At 32.3% G+C, this 18,812-nt stretch carries 21 protein-coding genes; 18 read left to right on the forward strand and 3 right to left on the reverse strand.

Features of this window, described 5'->3' with window-relative positions; translation table 11 throughout:
• Positions 1–63 precede the first annotated feature (63 nt).
• From AMD28_RS09490 to AMD28_RS09565, 16 genes are all read left to right on the forward strand, one after another.
• Entirely contained in the window at positions 64–1,002 is a 939-nt protein-coding gene (locus tag AMD28_RS09490; protein ID WP_055443891.1) for a bifunctional riboflavin kinase/FAD synthetase, read from the forward strand.
• On the forward strand, positions 992–2,308 hold the full coding sequence (locus AMD28_RS09495) for an HTTM domain-containing protein (protein WP_055443892.1): 1,317 nt from the start codon (positions 992–994) through the stop codon (positions 2,306–2,308). Before AMD28_RS09490 ends, AMD28_RS09495 begins: the two co-directional genes overlap by 11 nt.
• A gap of 88 nt (positions 2,309–2,396) precedes the next feature.
• Positions 2,397–3,668 carry a serine--tRNA ligase gene (gene serS, locus AMD28_RS09500; protein WP_055443893.1) on the forward strand — a complete coding sequence of 424 codons (1,272 nt, stop codon included), beginning with the start codon at positions 2,397–2,399 and terminating at the stop codon, positions 3,666–3,668.
• A 409-nt stretch (positions 3,669–4,077) separates the two neighbouring features.
• A complete protein-coding gene (locus AMD28_RS09505; RefSeq protein ID WP_055443894.1) occupies positions 4,078–5,847 on the forward strand; it encodes a tetratricopeptide repeat protein in 1,770 nt (589 codons plus the stop codon).
• Between the two features lie 185 nt (positions 5,848–6,032).
• Positions 6,033–6,266 carry a hypothetical protein gene (locus tag AMD28_RS09510; protein ID WP_055443895.1) on the forward strand — a complete coding sequence of 78 codons (234 nt, stop codon included), beginning with the start codon at positions 6,033–6,035 and terminating at the stop codon, positions 6,264–6,266.
• A 1-nt stretch (position 6,267) separates the two neighbouring features.
• The gene (locus AMD28_RS09515) at positions 6,268–6,783 is read left to right on the forward strand and encodes a GNAT family N-acetyltransferase (protein ID WP_055443896.1); all 516 of its coding nucleotides are present in this window, start codon (positions 6,268–6,270) and stop codon (positions 6,781–6,783) included.
• 3 nt (positions 6,784–6,786) lie between these two features.
• Entirely contained in the window at positions 6,787–7,122 is a 336-nt protein-coding gene (locus tag AMD28_RS09520) for a DUF4286 family protein (RefSeq protein WP_055443897.1), read from the forward strand.
• 55 nt (positions 7,123–7,177) lie between these two features.
• Positions 7,178–7,972 carry a 16S rRNA (adenine(1518)-N(6)/adenine(1519)-N(6))-dimethyltransferase RsmA gene (gene rsmA / locus AMD28_RS09525; RefSeq protein ID WP_055443898.1) on the forward strand — a complete coding sequence of 265 codons (795 nt, stop codon included), beginning with the start codon at positions 7,178–7,180 and terminating at the stop codon, positions 7,970–7,972.
• An 11-nt stretch (positions 7,973–7,983) separates the two neighbouring features.
• Complete coding sequence (gene mgtE, locus AMD28_RS09530; protein ID WP_083478275.1) at positions 7,984–9,357, forward strand: magnesium transporter; 1,374 nt, start codon at positions 7,984–7,986, stop codon at positions 9,355–9,357.
• Positions 9,358–9,574: 217 nt separating this feature from the next.
• Positions 9,575–10,516, forward strand: a complete 942-nt coding sequence (locus AMD28_RS09535) for a 2-hydroxyacid dehydrogenase (protein ID WP_055443899.1) — start codon at positions 9,575–9,577, stop codon at positions 10,514–10,516.
• 58 nt (positions 10,517–10,574) lie between these two features.
• Positions 10,575–11,000, forward strand: a complete 426-nt coding sequence (locus AMD28_RS09540) for a hypothetical protein (RefSeq protein WP_055443900.1) — start codon at positions 10,575–10,577, stop codon at positions 10,998–11,000.
• Positions 10,990–11,445 (forward strand): DUF1801 domain-containing protein, encoded by a 456-nt coding sequence (locus AMD28_RS09545; RefSeq protein ID WP_055443901.1) that lies wholly within the window; start codon positions 10,990–10,992, stop codon positions 11,443–11,445. Before AMD28_RS09540 ends, AMD28_RS09545 begins: the two co-directional genes overlap by 11 nt.
• Before the next feature lie 137 nt (positions 11,446–11,582).
• Positions 11,583–11,969 (forward strand): VOC family protein, encoded by a 387-nt coding sequence (locus tag AMD28_RS09550; RefSeq protein WP_055443902.1) that lies wholly within the window; start codon positions 11,583–11,585, stop codon positions 11,967–11,969.
• Positions 11,970–12,023: 54 nt separating this feature from the next.
• Positions 12,024–12,542, forward strand: coding sequence for a hypothetical protein (locus AMD28_RS09555; protein ID WP_055443903.1), 519 nt, complete (start codon positions 12,024–12,026; stop codon positions 12,540–12,542).
• 92 nt (positions 12,543–12,634) lie between these two features.
• Positions 12,635–13,114 carry a hypothetical protein gene (locus AMD28_RS09560; RefSeq protein ID WP_055443904.1) on the forward strand — a complete coding sequence of 160 codons (480 nt, stop codon included), beginning with the start codon at positions 12,635–12,637 and terminating at the stop codon, positions 13,112–13,114.
• A gap of 102 nt (positions 13,115–13,216) precedes the next feature.
• Entirely contained in the window at positions 13,217–13,546 is a 330-nt protein-coding gene (locus AMD28_RS09565; protein ID WP_055443905.1) for an ArsR/SmtB family transcription factor, read from the forward strand.
• Between the two features lie 78 nt (positions 13,547–13,624).
• On the opposite strand, the gene AMD28_RS09570 is transcribed toward AMD28_RS09565, so the two are convergent.
• From AMD28_RS09570 to AMD28_RS09580, 3 genes are all read right to left on the reverse strand, one after another.
• Complete coding sequence (locus AMD28_RS09570) at positions 13,625–15,448, reverse strand: GNAT family N-acyltransferase (protein WP_055443906.1); 1,824 nt, start codon at positions 15,446–15,448, stop codon at positions 13,625–13,627.
• Positions 15,449–15,524: 76 nt separating this feature from the next.
• Positions 15,525–16,775, reverse strand: a complete 1,251-nt coding sequence (locus tag AMD28_RS09575; protein WP_055443907.1) for an aspartate kinase — start codon at positions 16,773–16,775, stop codon at positions 15,525–15,527.
• On the reverse strand, positions 16,772–17,251 hold the full coding sequence (locus AMD28_RS09580; RefSeq protein ID WP_055443908.1) for a GNAT family N-acetyltransferase: 480 nt from the start codon (positions 17,249–17,251) through the stop codon (positions 16,772–16,774). Before AMD28_RS09580 ends, AMD28_RS09575 begins: the two co-directional genes overlap by 4 nt.
• A 118-nt stretch (positions 17,252–17,369) precedes the next feature.
• On the opposite strand from AMD28_RS09580, the gene fbp reads away from it, so the two are divergent.
• Together fbp and AMD28_RS09590 are read left to right on the forward strand one after the other, a co-directional pair.
• On the forward strand, positions 17,370–18,374 hold the full coding sequence (gene fbp / locus AMD28_RS09585; RefSeq protein WP_055443909.1) for a class 1 fructose-bisphosphatase: 1,005 nt from the start codon (positions 17,370–17,372) through the stop codon (positions 18,372–18,374).
• A gap of 72 nt (positions 18,375–18,446) precedes the next feature.
• Positions 18,447–18,809, forward strand: coding sequence for a hypothetical protein (locus tag AMD28_RS09590; RefSeq protein ID WP_055443910.1), 363 nt, complete (start codon positions 18,447–18,449; stop codon positions 18,807–18,809).
• Positions 18,810–18,812 lie beyond the last annotated feature (3 nt).

Consider the following 18,812-nt stretch of genomic DNA (forward strand, 5'->3'; position numbering starts at 1 on the left):
TTGAAAGAGGATTGATACTATATCAATCCTCTTTTTTTATTTTTGCCTAAAACATAAATACAGTTGGAAGTAATTCAATCTTTTCAAAATCTAAATGCGCATAAAACCATAGTTACCATTGGTACATTTGATGGCGTGCATATTGGTCATCAAAAAATAATTGAGCGCTTAGTGAATACTGCAAAACAAGAAAATTTGAAATCGGTTGTATTAACCTTTTTTCCACACCCTAGAATGGTATTGCAAAAAGACGCAAACATTAAACTTATTAATACCATTGAAGAAAGAACGCATATTTTAGACCAACTAGGTATTGACTATTTATGTGTGAAAAAATTTACTAAAGAATTTTCAAGATTATCTGCCGAAGAATTTGTGGTAGATATTCTAGTAAAACAACTTAATATCAAAAAAATAATTATTGGCTATGATCATCACTTTGGTAGAAATAGATCTGCTAATATTAATGATTTAAAAAGATTTGGAGAAATCTATAATTTTGAAGTGGAAGAAATCTCTGCACAAGATATAGATGATGTATCTGTAAGTTCTACAAAAATTAGAACCGCCTTAACGGAAGGAGATATAGAAACCGCTAATTCCTTTTTGGGTAATAATTTTATGCTCAACGGAATAGTAACCAAAGGCAAAGGTTTAGGAAAAACCATTAACTTTCCAACAGCAAATATACATATCAGCGAAGATTATAAACTAATACCTAAGCAAGGCGTTTATGTGGTTCGTTCTACATACAAAAACCAAATTCTTTTTGGTGTAATGAATATTGGTACCAACCCAACAATTAGTGATAATACAAAACAAACTATTGAAGTACATTTCTTTAGTTTTAATGAAAATATTTACGGCGAAATTTTAACCGTAGAAATCTTAAACAGAATTAGAGACGAACAAAAATTTGAGTCTCTGGAAGCATTGAAAAAACAAATAGAGCAAGACAAAGAAATTGCACTACACTATATAAGCCAAAACAATATTGAATAGTTTTTTATTTAAACATATAGATAATAGTCCGTTAATAGTTTTTAGAATTATTTTCGGGTTACTATGTTTTCTAGAATCTGTAGGTGCCATTTTTACTGGCTGGGTTACTAGGGCTTTTGTAGAACCAAAATTCACCTTTACATTTATTGGCTTCGAATGGTTACAACCACTTCCCGGAAATGGCATGTATTTCTATTATCTAATAATGGGTATTTTTGGCTTCCTAATCATGATTGGTTACAAATACAGATTTAGCGTTATTATGTTTACATTAATGTGGACAACCACCTACTTAATGCAAAAGGCTTCCTATAACAATCATTACTATTTACTAATATTATTGAGTGCTATCATGGCATTTCTACCAGCTAATAAATACTATGCTGTAGATGCCAAACAAAACCCTAAAATAAAAAGTAATTCTATGCCACAGTGGTGTAGATGGGTTTTTATTTTACAAATGTTTATTGTGTATACCTATGGTTCTATTGCTAAGATATATCCAGATTGGCTAGATGGCACCGTTATGAAACTCTTTATGTATGGTAAAAAGCATTACCTTATTATTGGTGACTTTTTACAACAAGAATGGATGCATTATTTTCTTGCTTATGGTGGTATTTTATATGATGGATTAGTAGTTCCGTTTTTACTTTTTAAGCCTACTCGAAAAATTGCTTTTTTTGGCTCTATATTTTTCCATTTATTTAATTCTATTGTATTTCAAGTTGGCATTTTTCCATACTTAGCTTTAGGTTTTAGCTTATTCTTTTTTAATCCTAAAACCATTAAAAACATCTTTTTCAAGAAAAAAGAATTTTATAACGACGCCGAAATAATAGAACCAAAATTTAAAAAACCCCTAGTTGCCTTATTCGCTGTTTATTTTATAATACAAATTGCATTACCATTACGCCAGCACTTTATAAAAGACAATGTACTTTGGACAGAAGAAGGTCATAAAATGTCTTGGCGCATGATGCTTAGATCTAAAGCAGCACACATTAGCTTTAAAGTGAAAGACAAAAAAGCAAACAAAATGATTTTTGTTAAACTAGATGATTATTTAAGTAAAAAACAAAAACGTGTAATAAGCACACACCCAGACGTTATGTGGCAATTTGCCCAAAGATTAAAAAAAGAATATGCGGAAAAAGGACAAGATATTAGCGTTTTTATAACCTGTAACCTGAGCGTTAACGGAAGACCTTATGAAAAGTATATAGATCCTGAAGTAGACATCGCTTCCGTTACATGGAGTGCTTTTAAACACAGCGAATGGATTTTACCGTCAAAACTAGATTAATACCAAACAAACATAACGCGCAATCTAAACTATTTCTTATTTTTGCTTATTCCTTACGGAATACATTTTAGAACATAAAAAACAAAACATGTTACAAGTACCATTTATTAGAGAAAACAAAGACTTAGTAATTACTCGTTTAGCAAAAAGAAATTTTGATGCTACGCAAATCATTGAAGAGGTAATTACTTTTGATGAAGAACGTAAACAAATTCAAACAGAATTAGATAATACGCTTGCTGCATCCAATACGATCTCTAAAGAAATTGGTGCTTTATATAAATCTGGTCAAGCCGAAAAAGCAAATGGTTTAAAAGCGAAAATTTCAGAATTAAAAGAAGCTTCAAAAGCATTAAGCGATAATTTAAACGCTAAAACAGAAGCTTTAACTAACTTGTTATACAAAATTCCGAATGTACCGCATGAGTCTGTACCACAAGGAAATTCAGAAGAAGACAATGAAGAAATTTTTAAAGAAGGAGAAATCCCTACTTTATACGATGGTGCAATGCCACACTGGGAACTTGCAAAAAAATACGACATTATCGATTTCGAGCTTGGTAACAAAATTACAGGTGCTGGATTTCCGGTTTATAAAGGTAAAGGAGCAAGATTACAACGTGCTTTAATCGCCTATTTCTTAGATAAAAATACAGACGCTGGTTATACAGAATACCAATTACCTCTTTTAGTAAACGAAGCGTCTTGTTATGGTACCGGACAATTACCAGATAAAGAAGGACAAATGTATCATGATTCTCGCGATGATTTATATTTAATTCCTACTGCTGAAGTTCCTGGAACTAACATTTTTAGAGATGTTATTTTAAACGAAAGTGAATTACCTATTGGTATTACAGGTTACACGCCTTGTTTTAGAAGAGAAGCAGGAAGCTATGGTGCACACGTAAGAGGATTAAATAGACTACACCAATTTGATAAAGTAGAAATTATTCGTGTAGAACATCCAGACAACTCTTATAATGCATTTAACGGCATGATAGAGCACGTACAAGGCATCTTAAGAGAACTTAATCTTCCATATAGAATATTAAGACTTTGTGGTGGAGATACTGGTTTTCCTTCTGCTATGACGTATGATTTTGAAGTATTTTCAACAGCGCAAGACAGATGGTTAGAAATCTCAAGTGTATCTAACTTTGAAAACTATCAAGCAAACCGTTTAAAATTACGTTTTAAAAATAGCGAAGGTAAAAACGAACTTGCACATACGCTTAACGGAAGCTCTTTAGCATTACCAAGAGTATTGGCTGGAATTCTTGAAAATTACCAAACCGAAGACGGAATTGTTATTCCAGAAGCATTAGTTCCTTACACAGGCTTTAAAATAATTAACTAAAACCGTGTTGTAAAAACGCACAAGATGTAGTAAATTCTCTCAATTTTATCGATAAAAGGTTAAAATGTTGCGTTGTTCAACGATTTTATGCTTTTTCGTATGGTAAATTAAAAAAAAATCCTGAAGTTTATATATCAAGTGCTTAAACTTACTTTAAAATGAAAAGCTCCTACTTCTTTTCCTTTTACGGATTAATGTATTTGCAAAAAAATATAACGAAAGAATTAATAACCATATAATATTGCCCCGATCAAGTATTTGAATCATGTTAAATTGACATCGATTAATAGCACAATTATTTAGATTGGTTAATGCCTGAAATAACATTTCAGGCATTTTTTTAACCTATTATTTACAATATCTACTAGTTACATTTCTTATATTTACCCAAAGTACTTGCTATAACCTTATGAAATTTTTATATATAATTTGTTTCCTTTTTAGCTTACATGCGTTTTCGCAAGACGATATTTTAGCTAAAGAATACTTTAAAAACGGAGCGTTTGAAAAAGCACAAATCCTTTATAAAAAAATACACGAAAAACACCCAACACACTACGTTTTCCTCATACAATTAGTAAAAACACACCAACAATTAGAGCAGTTAGAGGAAGCACAAGAATTATTACAAAATTCCAAACTAAAAAACCCTGCTTTATTAGTGGAGATTGGCTATAACTACCAATTAAAAAACGATATAGAAAGTGCAAACACATACTACAACAAAGCTATAGAAAGTTTAGATATAGATGTTAGCGCAACCTATTATGTTTCTCGTGCTTTTGAAGAACACTCCCTTTTAGACCAAGCAATTATTACTTACGAAAAAGCCATGCTGCTTAAACCAGAATATAATTTTAATGTGCAATTGGCACGAATTTATGGGGAGCAAGGCAACGTAGAAAAAATGTTTTATAGCTATGTGAATTTTATTGAGTCTAACGAAAATTATGTAAACACCATAAAACGTGCTTTTAGTGAGTTTATAAGCGAAGACAAAAGCAATCCCAACAATATCATCCTAAAAAAAATCTTACTAAAAAAGATTCAAGAAACTCCAGACTTACTTTTTAATAATTTATTAAGCTGGTTGTTCATTCAGCAAAAAGAATATTACAAAGCATTTACACAAGAAAAGGCCATTTTTAAAAGAAACCCAGAAAGCCTAAACCGAATAGAAAATGTAGCTACCATTGCAGCCAACGAAAACCAAGATGCTATTGCAATAGAAATTTTTGAATACATTGTGAAAATTGCTCAAGACCCTGAAATTACGCTAAAAGCAGAAAACAACATTTTACAAATTGAAACTAAAAATGCAGTACCAAAAGATTACACTGCTTTAAACAAAAAATACATCACCTTGTTAGAAACCTATGGTAAGCATCCTGGCACTATAGATTTACAAGTCGCTTACGCACATTTTTTAGCTTTTAATTTAAAAGACACAGAACAAGCAACCACCTTTTTAAAAGAAAGCTTAAAACTAAGATTAACCACATATCAAGCTTCTAAAGTAAAACTAGAACTAGCAGATATTTTAGTATTCCAAGAAAAATTTAACGAGGCTTTAATCTATTATACGCAAATTCAGCGTAGCCTAAAAAACAGTACCATATCACAAGAAGCACGTTTTAAAGTTGCTAAAACAAGTTATTATAAAGGCGATTTTAAATGGGCAGAATCCCAATTAAAAATATTAAAATCTTCCACATCACAACTTATAGCAAATGATGCTTTAGATTTAAAATTGCTAATTTCAGATAACAAATACGAAGACTCTACACAAACGGCTCTAAAACTATATGCGAAAGCAGATTTGTTAGCTTTTCAAAATAGAACCCAAGAAGCAATTAGCATACTAGACAAAATTATGGCCGCGCATAAAACCGAAACCATAATAGATCAAGCCTTATACAAACAAGCACAACTTTTTGAAAGTAAAAAACAATACCAAAAGGCTGCCGACAATTACCAACAAATTATCAAAGATTACAAAGAAGAGATTCTTGCAGACGATGCGCTTTTCTATCTAGCAAAATTATACAACAATCATTTAGCACTACCAGAAAAAGCAAAAGAACTCTACGAAGAAATTATCTTTAACCATCAAGACAGTATTTACTTTATTGAAGCTAGAAAAAACTATAGAATGCTTCGTGGTGATGCTATTAATTGATGACTAATGACTGATGACTAATGACTGATGACTGATGACTGATGACTGATGACTGATGACTGATGACTGATGACTGATGACTGATGACTGATGACTGATGACTGATGACTGATGACTGAAACATATGTCATTTTGCGCTTGTCGATAAATCTATAATCTCTAAAAATAAATAAATCCTAAATGGAATGCTGACTGAATTCGTTATTGAAGACTATAAAGTACAATCAACTGGAGCAGATGGTGGACATTATTATATTTTAACCATAGTGGAGTACAATGGCAAAATTAGAAAACTGATTGTGCTTTTTGCTAAAAAATCTGATGAATTAAAATTGAAAGAAAACCTTCAGATTAGAATAAAAGGTAAACTTGAAGAGGATGGTGAAAATTTGATTTTATTTAACTCTGAACTTGAATAATATGATTGTAGCAGAAACAGAACGACTAACCTTATCTAAATTCACACTAGAAGACGCTCCCTTTTTTTTAGAACTGGTAAACACACCACATTGGCTAAAATATATTGGAGACAGAAATGTTAAAACCATAGAAGATGCTCAAAACCGCATTACCGAAAGCCATATAAAAAGCTATAATACCCAAGGTTTTGGCTTTTATGTACTAAGGCTAAAAGAAGGAGATAACAAACCAATTGGTACTTGCGGACTTATTAAAAGGGATACTTTAGAAGATATCGAGATTGGCTTTGCCATGCTACCAGAAAACGAAGGAAAAGGATATGGTCACGAATCTTCTCTTGCCGTTTTAAAATTAGCCAAAGAATCCTTTAAACTTAAAAAAGTAATAGCAATAACATTACCAACAAACACAGCATCCATTAAACTAATAGAAAAATTAGGGCTATCTTATCAAAAAAGAGTAAAACCCTTTGAAGATGATAAAGAACTTCTGTTATTTGCAAAAACTTTAAATTAACACATGCAACAAGAAAAATACATATATAACGTTACAGTCAATTTTGAAGAAGAAATTCATGACGAATGGCTAACCTGGATAAAAGAACATATTCCACAAGTATTAGGAACTGGTAAATTTGAAAAAGCCACACTAACCAAAGTACTTGTAGAAGACAAAATAGAAGGACACACCTACTCTATTCAATACACCAGTTATTCTAGAGAAACTTTAGACGCATACTATAAAGAAGACGCAGATCGACTAAGAGCAGAAGTAACTGAAAAGTTTGCAAACAAAATACTATCCTTTAGAACAGAACTTCAAATTGTAAACGAATACCATGTTACTTTTAAATAGTCTAATTTTGCAATTATAAGTATCGTACAATCTCATTTCAATAAAAACCAATTTCGTGGCATATAACCATCAAGTAAAAGCAAAAAAACATTTAGGTCAGCATTTTTTAAACGATGAAACCATTGCAGAAAAAATTGCAGATTCGCTAACACTTAAAAACTACAATACCGTTTTAGAGATTGGTCCAGGAATGGGTGTGTTAACCAAGTATCTTCTAAAAAAAGACGTTACCACGCATGTTATAGAAATAGATACAGAATCGGTAGAATACCTAAAAAACAATTACCTCAATCTTGCAGATAGAGTTATTGAAAAAGATTTTTTAAAGTACGATTTAAACGAAGTTTTTAAAGGCGAACCTTTTGCTATTATTGGAAACTTCCCATATAACATTTCTACCCAAATCGTTTTTAAAACAATTGAAATGCGAGACCAAATTCCAGAATTTTCTGGAATGTTTCAAAAAGAAGTAGCACAACGTATTTGCTCTAAAGAAGGATCTAAAGTCTACGGAATTCTTTCGGTATTAGCACAAGCATTTTATGATGCCGAATACTTATTTACCGTTCCTCCAGAAGTATTTAATCCGCCACCAAGAGTAGAGTCCGGAGTACTTCGACTTACAAGAAAAGAGAATTACGCGTTAGCTTGTGATGAAAAAATGCTATTCAAAGTAGTAAAAACAGCATTTCAGCAACGTAGAAAAACACTTCGTAATAGTTTAAAAACACTACAACTATCCGATAGTTTAAGAGAAGATGTTATCTTTGGCAAACGTCCAGAACAATTAAGCGTAGAAGACTTTATTGCCCTTACCTTAAAAATTGAACAAGACACCCAAAATCTTTAATACTTTGTAGCTTGGTAGAAGAAAAAGAAAACATACAATTTGAGCTAACCAAAGAACTCATTCAACAAGTAGAGCAGCTTATCGAAAGTAACAACGATAAGGAGCTTCGTAAATTGTTAAATGAATTTCACCACGCAGATATAGCCGAAATTCTAGACGAAGCAACGCTAGAACAGGCAACCTATGTTATAAAACTTCTAGATTCAGAGACCACTTCAGATATCCTGATGGATCTGGATGAAGATATTCGTGAAAAAGTTTTAGAAAACCTTTCCGCAAAAGAAATTGCTGAAGAAATTCAGGAATTAGATACCGATGATGCGGCAGATATTATTGCCGAACTTCCAGAAGAACGTCAGCAAGAAGTAATCAATAAAATTGAAGACTTAGAGCATAAAGACGAAATTAAAGAACTTTTAGCCTATGATGAAGATTCCGCTGGTGGACTCATGGCAAAAGAACTAGTAAAAGTCTATGAAACTTGGACTGTTGCAGGATGCATGCGTAGAATTCGCGGACAAGCAAAAGATGTGAGTAGAGTACACTCCATTTATGTAGTAGATAAAAAAGACAAACTTATTGGTCGTCTTTCTTTAAAAGATTTAATTACCGCAAAAAGCGAACAAAAAATAGCCGAAATCTCTAACCCAAATGTAGATTACGTATTTGTAGACGAACATGTAGAAGACGTTGCGAAAGTGATGCAAAAATACGATTTAGAGGCCATTCCCGTAGTAAACAAAGAACGAACCTTATTAGGTCGCATTACCATTGATGACATTGTGGATGTCATGAAAGAAGTAGCCGAAAAAGATTACCAACTAGCAGCAGGTATTACCAGTGATGTAGAAGCAGATGATAGCATCATGAAATTAACCATCGCAAGATTACCTTGGCTCTTAATTGGTATGTTTGGTGGTTTAGGTGCAGCAAGTATTATAGAACATTTTAACCAAGACATGGGCAGTTTTATCGTACTACTAAGTTTTGTCCCATTAATACAAGCAACTGCAGGAAACGTAGGCGTACAATCTTCTGCAATTGTAGTGCAAGGACTAGCAAATAACAGCATAGATGGCAACATTTTAAAACGCCTTTTTAAAGAATTTATACTAGGTTTAGTAAACGGAATAGCCATTGCTATTATCGGTTTACTAATTACGCATTTTGTGTTTGGCACACCTTACAATGTCTCTATAACCATAGCAATTGCATTAATCGCAGTAATTGTAATGGCCGCTTTAATTGGTACATTTATTCCAATATTTCTAGACAAAAGAGGTATTGATCCAGCCGTTGCAACAGGACCATTTATCACCACAAGTAATGACGTTTTTGGTATTTTACTCTATTTTACCATCGCAAAACTTATACTAGGTTTTTAATTTTCATGGCGTTACCACAAGGGTCGCGCTTTCACTACTCGCTTTTTTTGGAGAAAAACAAAAAGAGCTCAAACATGCCGCTCAATCCCTAACGCAAAACAACAAAATATCTCCCTCCCTTTTTTAAAAGGAAGGGCATTCCATTCCAAAAAAGAAACCAAAGGTAGAAGGCTAGAAAAAAGATTGTATTTTTACTTTCTAAACAAATGCATTTGTCATGAAAATCCTTCACCTAGATTCCAATCATTCCCTATTAATAGATCAGTTAAACGATTTAGGATGCACTAATCATGAAGATTATACGTCTTCCAAAGAAGACATTCTTAATAAAATACAGGAATATGATGGTTTTATAATTAGAAGTCGTTTTTCTATAGACAAACCATTTCTAGATGCTGCCACAAACCTAAAATTTATAGGTCGTGTTGGCGCAGGATTAGAAAACATAGATTGCGAATATGCAGAAAGCAAAGGCATTCATTTAATTTCGGCACCAGAAGGAAACCGAAATGCAGTAGGTGAACATAGTTTAGCCATGCTACTTAGTTTATTTAATAAACTCAATAAAGCAGATAAAGAAGTACGATCTGGAAAATGGTTGCGTGAGGAAAATCGAGGCATAGAACTAGACGGAAATACTGTTGGTTTAATTGGTTATGGAAACATGGGAAAAGCATTCGCTAAAAAACTTCGAGGTTTTGAAGTAGATGTTTTATGCTATGACATCAAACCCAATGTTGGAGATAAAAATGCAGAACAAGTACCTTTAGAAATTCTATTTCAAGAAGCCGATATTTTAAGTTTACACACTCCACAAACACCATTAACCACGAATATGGTGGACGAAAATTTTATTAATCAATTTGCAAAACCTTTCTGGTTAATAAACACCGCAAGAGGAAAAAGTGTGGTTACTAAAGATTTAGTTTCCGCATTACAATCTGGTAAAATCCTTGGAGCAGGACTCGATGTTTTAGAATACGAAAAAGCATCGTTTGAAAACTTATTCTCTTCCAACATGCCAGAAGCTTTTCAGTATTTAATACAAGCCGAAAACGTTTTACTTTCTCCGCATGTTGCTGGTTGGACTAAAGAAAGTAAAGAAAAGTTAGCACAAACCATTGTAGACAAAATCAAAGATATTTTTAAGCTTAGCTAAAGTCTAGTTAAGCATAAAAATAAATTCCCTATTTTGAAGTATCTAAAAACAAAAAAATATGCATCCTATTCTTAGAAATATTTTAGCTGTAATCCTTGGTTGGATTGCAGGAAGCGTGGTGAATATGTCACTCGTTCAATTGGGTAATAAATTATTTCCTATAGAAGGTGTAGACCCAAATAACATGCAGGCATTGGCAGAAGTAATGCCAACATTAGATGCGCAACACTTTATTTTCCCGTTTTTAGCACATGCTTTAGGTACTTTTATTGGAGCAATGGTTGCTGGTTTTATTGCCTTTAATCACAAAATGAAATTCGCCTTAGCTATTGGTGTTCTTTTCTTATTAGGAGGAATAGCAGTAAACTATATGTTACCAGGTCCAACTTGGTTTGCAGTTGCAGATATTGCCATAGCCTACATTCCAATGGCTTGGCTTGGTGGTAAAATAGCCATTAATAAATCGAAGCAAAATGCAGTATAAGGCAGACACACCCGAAGCGTATATAAATCAAGTTCCAGAGGAGAGACAAGCGGTTTTAAAAAAATTGCGCAAAACCATTAAAGAGAACTTACCAAAAGGATTTCAAGAAGTAATTACTTATGGTATGATTGGCTACGTGGTACCACATTCCATATATCCAGAAGGTTATCATTGTGATCCAAAAACACCTTTACCTTTTATGAGTTTTGCATCCCAAAAAAATTCAATAAATTTATATCATAGTGGGATTTATGCAAAACCAGAATTGCACGATTGGTTTGTAGCCCAATACCCAAAACATTGCAAGCGCAAATTAGATATGGGAAAAAGCTGTATTCGTTTTAAAAAGATAGAAGAAATTCCTTTCGATTTAATTGCAGAACTATGCACAAAATTAACCGTAGAAGATTGGATTGCTATTTATGAAAAAGCATTAAAGAAATAGATAATAAGTAGGCAATAGTAGAGAGAAAAATTAGTAGCCTATCCACCTGCAAGGTTTTAAAAACCTTATAGGTATTACAACATAAAAGGAATAATAACAAGATTCCCTTCTTCAAGGGAATGAAAAAAATTGTTTAGATGAAAAAACGAGTTACAGGAATTGGAGGTTTGTTCTTTAAAACAAAAGACCCAAAAGCAGCGAAAGATTGGTATAAAAAACATTTAGGATTTAATACAGATGATTATGGATCTACCTTTAAATGGAAAGATACAGAAGGTAATGATTGCACCACACAATGGAGCCCTTTTGCCGAAGACAGCAAACACTTCGAGCCTTCTAAAAAAGACTTTATGTTTAACTATCGTGTAGAAAATTTACAAGAACTAATAGTCGCCCTTAAAGAAGAAGGAGTAACTGTTCTAGGAGAAATTGAAGAATATGAATACGGAAAATTTGGCTGGATTTTAGATAACGACGGTAACAAGATTGAACTTTGGGAACCAATAGATAAGCCTTTTTTATAAATAAAAATAAATATAGAAGCTTTAACCCAAAATAACATTTTAAAAAGGAACACGATGAATGAAGAAAATAAAGATTTAGAAGATAAAATTAAGAATACAGAAAATACGGTAGATAGTTCTACGGATGCTATTACTGATAAAGCAGATCATTTAAAAACAAGTGCTAATGAAGCGCTAGATAACGCAAAAGAAAAAGCAAGTGCATTAGCAGATGAAGCTGAAGAAAAATTAGACGATTTAGCAGACGATGCTAATGAAGCCTTTACTAATGCTAAAGAAAAAGCTGGAGCGTTCGCTGAAGACGCTAAAGAAGCCTTTACAAACGTAAAAGAAAAAGCTACAGCATTTATAGAAGGAGATGCTAAAGAAACTCTAGATGCTGCTAAAGTAAAAGCGGATGAATTTGCAGAAGACGCCAAGGAAGTATTAGGTAATGTAGCAGAAAAAACTACAGAATTTGCTAGTGAAGCAAGTGAGAAATTGGAAGACATAGCAGAAGATGCTCAAGAAGTTATAGAAGAAGCTACTAAAAAAACAAAAGGATTCTTTCAAAGACTTTTTGGTTCTAAGTAAATAATAATCCATCCATTAAATTTAAGAAGCTAGATGAAAATCTAGCTTTTTTTCATTAAATTAGAAGGCAACTAATTAAAAAACAAGAAACTATGGCTGACGATAAAAATTTAAGTGACGATCTAGAAGATATGATTGGTGATGTAAAAGAAGGAGCCAAAAAAGCAGCAGACAAAGCTGGTCACTTCGCCGATGATGCTAAAGAAAAAGCAAGTGATTTTGCTGAAGAAGCTAAAGAAGCAGCCAAAGACTTTGCTAATGATGCTAAAGAAGTATTAAGCGATGGAAAAAATGTTGCCATCATATCACACTTGTGGCTTATAGGATGGATAATAGCATTAGTGATGAATAATGGTGACAAAAAATCGGAATACGGTTCTTTTTACATTAGACAAATGTTAGGTTTAGGTATTTTTAGTTTACTATTAGGCTTTATTCCTGTAGTAGGTTGGCCTATATTTCTAATCTTTGCGGTACTATGGTTAATGAGTTTCATTGGATCCTTTAGTGGCGAGAAAAAACTCACTCCAATTCTTGGCGAATACTTTCAAGATTGGTTTAAATCCTTATAAATTAAATAAAGCCAGAACATTCGTTTTGGCTTTATTATTATAACGGCTATTGTAATATTGCAATATTACTATTATATTAGTGTTTTAATTTAAAATACAATTATGGGATCTACTAAATTAAACATTCATGATGCAGAAAATAATTACTTAGCCAAAGTTGCTAAAGTTTTTAGTCATCCTGCTAGAGTTGCCATTATAAAATATATTAGCAGCTCCGATTCTGGCTGTATATGTAATGATATTGTAAAAGAAATTGGATTAGCACAACCAACCATTTCGCAACACCTAAGCGAAATAAAAAAAATTGGTTTATTAGACCAATCTGCAAGTGGTAAAAGTTTAAGCTATTCTATTAATACCGATAAACTAAATGCGTGTAGAAGACTTATTAATGACTTTTTTGTAAAAACACAGGTGAATGCAAGTTCTTAAAGTATACTAAATTATTTACTCTTTGTTTTAAAAATAAAGAATACCATAAATGTTTTCATTAAAGTGAATTTAAGAAATTTACTCACTCTCGGTATTTTCACCATTAGCAAACTTACGCTCTAATTCTGCTTGAAATTCTTCCATTACAGGACGAACAGTACTTTCTGGCAAGTCGGCAATTTTAATATACATTAAACCATCGACAGCATTATTAAATAAAGGATCTACATTAAATGCTACCAATTTAGCATTCTGTTTAATGTACTTTTTAAGCAATACAGGAAGACGCAATGCACCTGGTTCTACTTCATCAATAATTTTATCAAACTTGTTTAAATCTGCTTCAGCAGCATCAAAAACGAAGTCTTTATCTGCATCTTTTAAAACGACTTTAAATTCCTTTTTAGGGTGTACATATTGCGCAACATAAGGATCATAGTAATTCGATTTCATAAACTCAATCATTAAAGATTTTGAGAAATTTGAAAACTGATTACTAATACTTACACCTCCAATTAAAAATTTATGCTCCGGATAACGTAATGTAGTATGTACAATTCCTTTCCAAAGTAAAAATAAAGGCATTGGTTTTTGCTGGTAACTTTTAATAATGAAAGCCCTACCCATTTCTATAGATTGGCTCATCATTTTATATAATTCTGGCTCAAATCGAAATAGATCTTGAAGGTAAAAACCATCAATACCATATTTAGCAAATATTTGAGAACCTAGTCCCATTCTATATGCTCCTGCTAATTTATTGGTTACATTATCCCAAAGAAACATGTGATGGTAATAGTTGTCAAAATCGTCTAAATCTATAGCTTCATTAGTACCTTCACCAACTTCTCTAAATGTAATTTCGCGTAAACGACCAATTTCATGAAGGATATTAGGAATCTTGTTTGCTGGTGTTAAAAAGACCTCATAGTTCTTGCTTTGCAACAATCTTAAATCGTCTTTTCGTAGCGCTTCCACTTCCTGTATCATGGTCTCCATACTTACTGGAGTTACAATACGTTTTGGCGGTTTTGCAGGCGTTTTTAAGGTATTAGAAAGATTCTCTAAAATTTTAGGTTCATCTTCAAAAGCATGGGATAACATGTAGGTTTTCTTTCTTAAAAACTCCGAAAGACTTTCAATCGTTTCATGCTCACTTTGATCTTTTACACTAATTGGTTTCCCTATTCGAACTTTAATAGTTCTACGTTTTTGTGTTAAAACTTCAGATGGCAATTTAGCAGTTCTAAACGTATCGCTAATTTTGGATAGCTTATAAAACAATTTAGAATTTTTTGCATGAAAATAAATAGGTACTACAGGAACTTCCGCTTTTTTAATAAGCTTGATTGCTGTTTCTTCCCAAGGTTTATCTACTACCAATTTACCATCTCTATAGGTAGAAACTTCTCCTGCAGGAAACACACCAAGTGGATGTCCGTCGCGTAAATGCAAAATGGAATTTTTAAATCCTGCAATACTCGACTTTACATCTTTTCTGTCCTCAAAAGGATTTACAGGCATGATGTAAGGCTTCATAGGTTCAATACGATGCAGTAAGAAGTTAGCGATTATTTTAAAGTCCTTTCTTTGCTCTAACATCAACTTTAAAAGCAAAACACCATCGATACCACCAAGCGGATGGTTAGATACTGTTATATATGCGCCATCTTTTGGTAAACGTTTTAAATCTTCTTCGGGAATTTCGAATTTTATCTGGAATTCATCTAAAATAGCTTCTAAAAAAGGCAAACCTTCTAAATGCTTGTTTCTATTATAAACTCTATTTAAGGTCGATATCTTAAGAACTTTCATTAGCAGCCAACCAAAAAAGGTACCAAGAAAACCATACTTATCTACATGTATGGCTTTTGCTACTTCCTTTGCTGTTACTAAACTCATGTTTGTTTTTTTATTCTAATTAATCCCATTATTTACTTAACGAAAAACGATAAGCAATCGCAAATGTAATAAATGTTTACTTAGTAACTAATTGCGTAGTAACTTGTGTTAATTGTTTTAAAAGCACCGTTTTCCCTTTCTCTATCTCCTTTACAACCTGATCATTACTATGCCGTATCGTGTACAAAGAAACATTTTCATTATAAATCACTCTAAATTTAGCCTTTAAATGCTGTAATAATTTATCTAAATTATTATAATTATTCTCTATACATACCGAAAAACTAATTGCCGAGTTTTGGATAACATCTACTTTCATTTTATACAAATGAAGCAAATTAAATATTTCGCTAATATTTTCTTCTACGATATAAGAAAAATCTAAAGAGGAAAGGGAAATTAAAACTTGATTCTTTTTAACAATGAAACACGGTATTTCTGGATCTAAATCGACACCTTTACTCACCTTGGTTCCATCTGCTTCGGGATTTAAAAAAGATTTCACATATAACGGAATCTCCTTTTTCTGTAATGGTTGTAACGTTTTTGGGTGTATTACAGAAGCACCATAAAACGCTAATTCAATGGCTTCTCTATACGATATTTTACGTAACAATTGTGCGTTTTCAAAATAACGCGGATCGGCATTTAAAACACCAGGAACATCTTTCCAGATAGTTACACTTTCAGCATTTAAGCAATATGCAAAAATTGCCGCGGTATAATCACTTCCTTCTCTTCCTAAGGTGGTTGTAAAATTATTAGCATCGCTACCAATAAAACCCTGTGTAATGTTTAACGTATTGGTATTGAAATTAGCAGTAATTTGCTCTTGGGTTACCTCCCAATTTACATTTGCTCTTCTATAGTAATTATCTGTTTTGATATATTCTCTTACATCTAACCAACTATTTTTTAAACCTACTTCATTAAAATATTCACTAATAATGGTAGTAGAAACTAACTCTCCATAACAAATAGTTTGATCATATACATAATTGTAATCTGGTGATTTATTGCTTTTAAAAAACGAATCTAAGGTATCTAACAGAGTACTTACTTTAGTAAAAACAACATGATTTTCATTAGGAAATAAATCTAACAAAATTTCATTATGAAACTTTCTCACTTCTTGAATAGCGCTTTGCAATGCTGCTTTCTCGTTATAATATTTATCAATAACTTTTTCTAAAGCATTGGTGATTTTACCCATTGCAGAAACCACAATCAAGGTATTATCAAATCCTACTGTTTGTAATGTTTCTACTAATTTTTTTACACCATCTGCATCCTTAATGGAGGCTCCTCCAAATTTAAAAACCCTCATATTTTCAATAAATAGTTTTTTATTCCTTGTTCATCTAATTGCACAACATCCCAATCGCGAAGTACTTTTGCTCCTTTTTGTTCGTAAAAACGAATTGCAGATTCATTCCAATCAATTACTTCCCAATTTATTCTTTTAGCACCTAGTGCATTTCCATAAACAACTACCTGGTTTAAAAGCAAAGTACCAAGACCTTTGCCTCTATATTTCTGACTAACAATAAGATCTTCCAAGTGAATTATTCTGCCTTTCCAAGTAGAGTATCTATTATAAACCACAGCGATTCCTGCAATTTCATTGTTGTATTCTGCTACAAAACATTTAAAAACAGGATGACTTCCAAATCCATCTTTTTTTAAATCTTCAACCGTTACCTCTACTGCATCCGGTTCTTTTTCAAAAACTGCCAATTCTACAATTAATTCTAAGATTTGTTTTGCGTCGTTTATTGTTGCTTCTCTAATTATAAAGTCCATCTGCTAATTTTATTCTCAAATATAGTTTAAAGCCATTAAATTTTATGCATTAAAGTAAAACGATAACGTTATAGTTTGTTAAAAAATACGATATTTGTACAAACTTTAAAAAGCTATTATGTCTAGAACAAAACAAACATTAGGAGAATTTATTATAGAAAACCAAACATCTTTTAAATATACTTCTGGTGAATTATCTAGACTTATTAATTCCATTCGTTTGGCGGCAAAAGTAGTAAACCATGAAGTAAACAAAGCCGGATTGGTTGATATTATTGGAGCTGCTGGAGACACCAACATTCAAGGAGAAGACCAACAAAAACTGGATGTTTATGCTAACGAAAAATTTATTCAAACACTTACTAAAAGAAATATAGTTTGTGGTATTGCAAGTGAAGAAGAAGATGATTTTATTGCAATTAATAGCCAAGACGAAAACAACCAAAACAAATATATTGTTTTAATAGATCCTTTAGATGGTTCTTCTAACATAGATGTCAACGTTTCTGTTGGTACTATTTTTTCTATTTACAGACGTGTAACACCTGTTGGAACACCTGTTACTTTGGAAGATTTCTTACAAAAAGGAGAACAACAAGTTGCTGCTGGATATATCGTTTATGGAACATCTACCATGTTAGTCTATACTACTGGAGATGGTGTACACGGATTTACACTTAACCCTGCAATTGGTACATTTTATTTATCGCACCCAGATATGCAGTTCCCTGAGGATGGTAATATCTATTCTGTAAATGAAGGAAACTATGCACAATTTCCACAAGGGGTTAAAAACTACATTAAATATTGCCAAGAGGAAGAAGGCGACAGACCTTACACAAGTAGATATATTGGATCTTTAGTTTCTGATTTTCATAGAAATATGATAAAAGGAGGTGTGTATATGTACCCAAAAAGCTCTAAAAACCCACAAGGTAAATTACGTTTGTTATATGAATGTAATCCTATGGCTTTTTTAGCAGAACAAGCTAACGGAAAAGCAAGTGATGGTTACACTAGAATTATGGAAATTGATCCAACAGAATTACACCAAAGAGTACCGTTTTTGTGTGGAAGTAAAAATATGGTCGAAAAAGCAGAAGAATTTATGCAAAAGGCTTAATATTTACTAGATTAAGTCATTACTTTTTCATTATTTTTGTACATTACTTTTTTAAACAAAAGCTAAACGATAATGGCTAAAGAAAAACTTACAAATAACAACACCGAATCACTTAATTCAAATGTAGAAGCTACTACAAAAATTGACGCTATAAAACAGCTTATTTTTGGAGAAAACATGCAAGCTTACGATAGTGAGTTTGAAGCGGTAAAAAATGACATCCTCGCCAAAAAGCAAGAATTAGAAAACTTGATGGATGATGTTAGAAAAGAATTACTTCAAAATATTGATAATTTAAGCACAGACATTAACATAAGAATTACAGACCTTGAAAATTCTTTTAACGATAAAGCAGATACGCTTGACGACAAAAAATTAGACAGAAAATTGTTAGGTGACTTGTTAATGAATCTTGGTGAAAAAATAAGCAAGTAACAC

The organism is Lacinutrix himadriensis (genome assembly GCF_001418105.1).
In the GTDB taxonomy this organism is placed as follows: domain Bacteria; phylum Bacteroidota; class Bacteroidia; order Flavobacteriales; family Flavobacteriaceae; genus Oceanihabitans; species Oceanihabitans himadriense.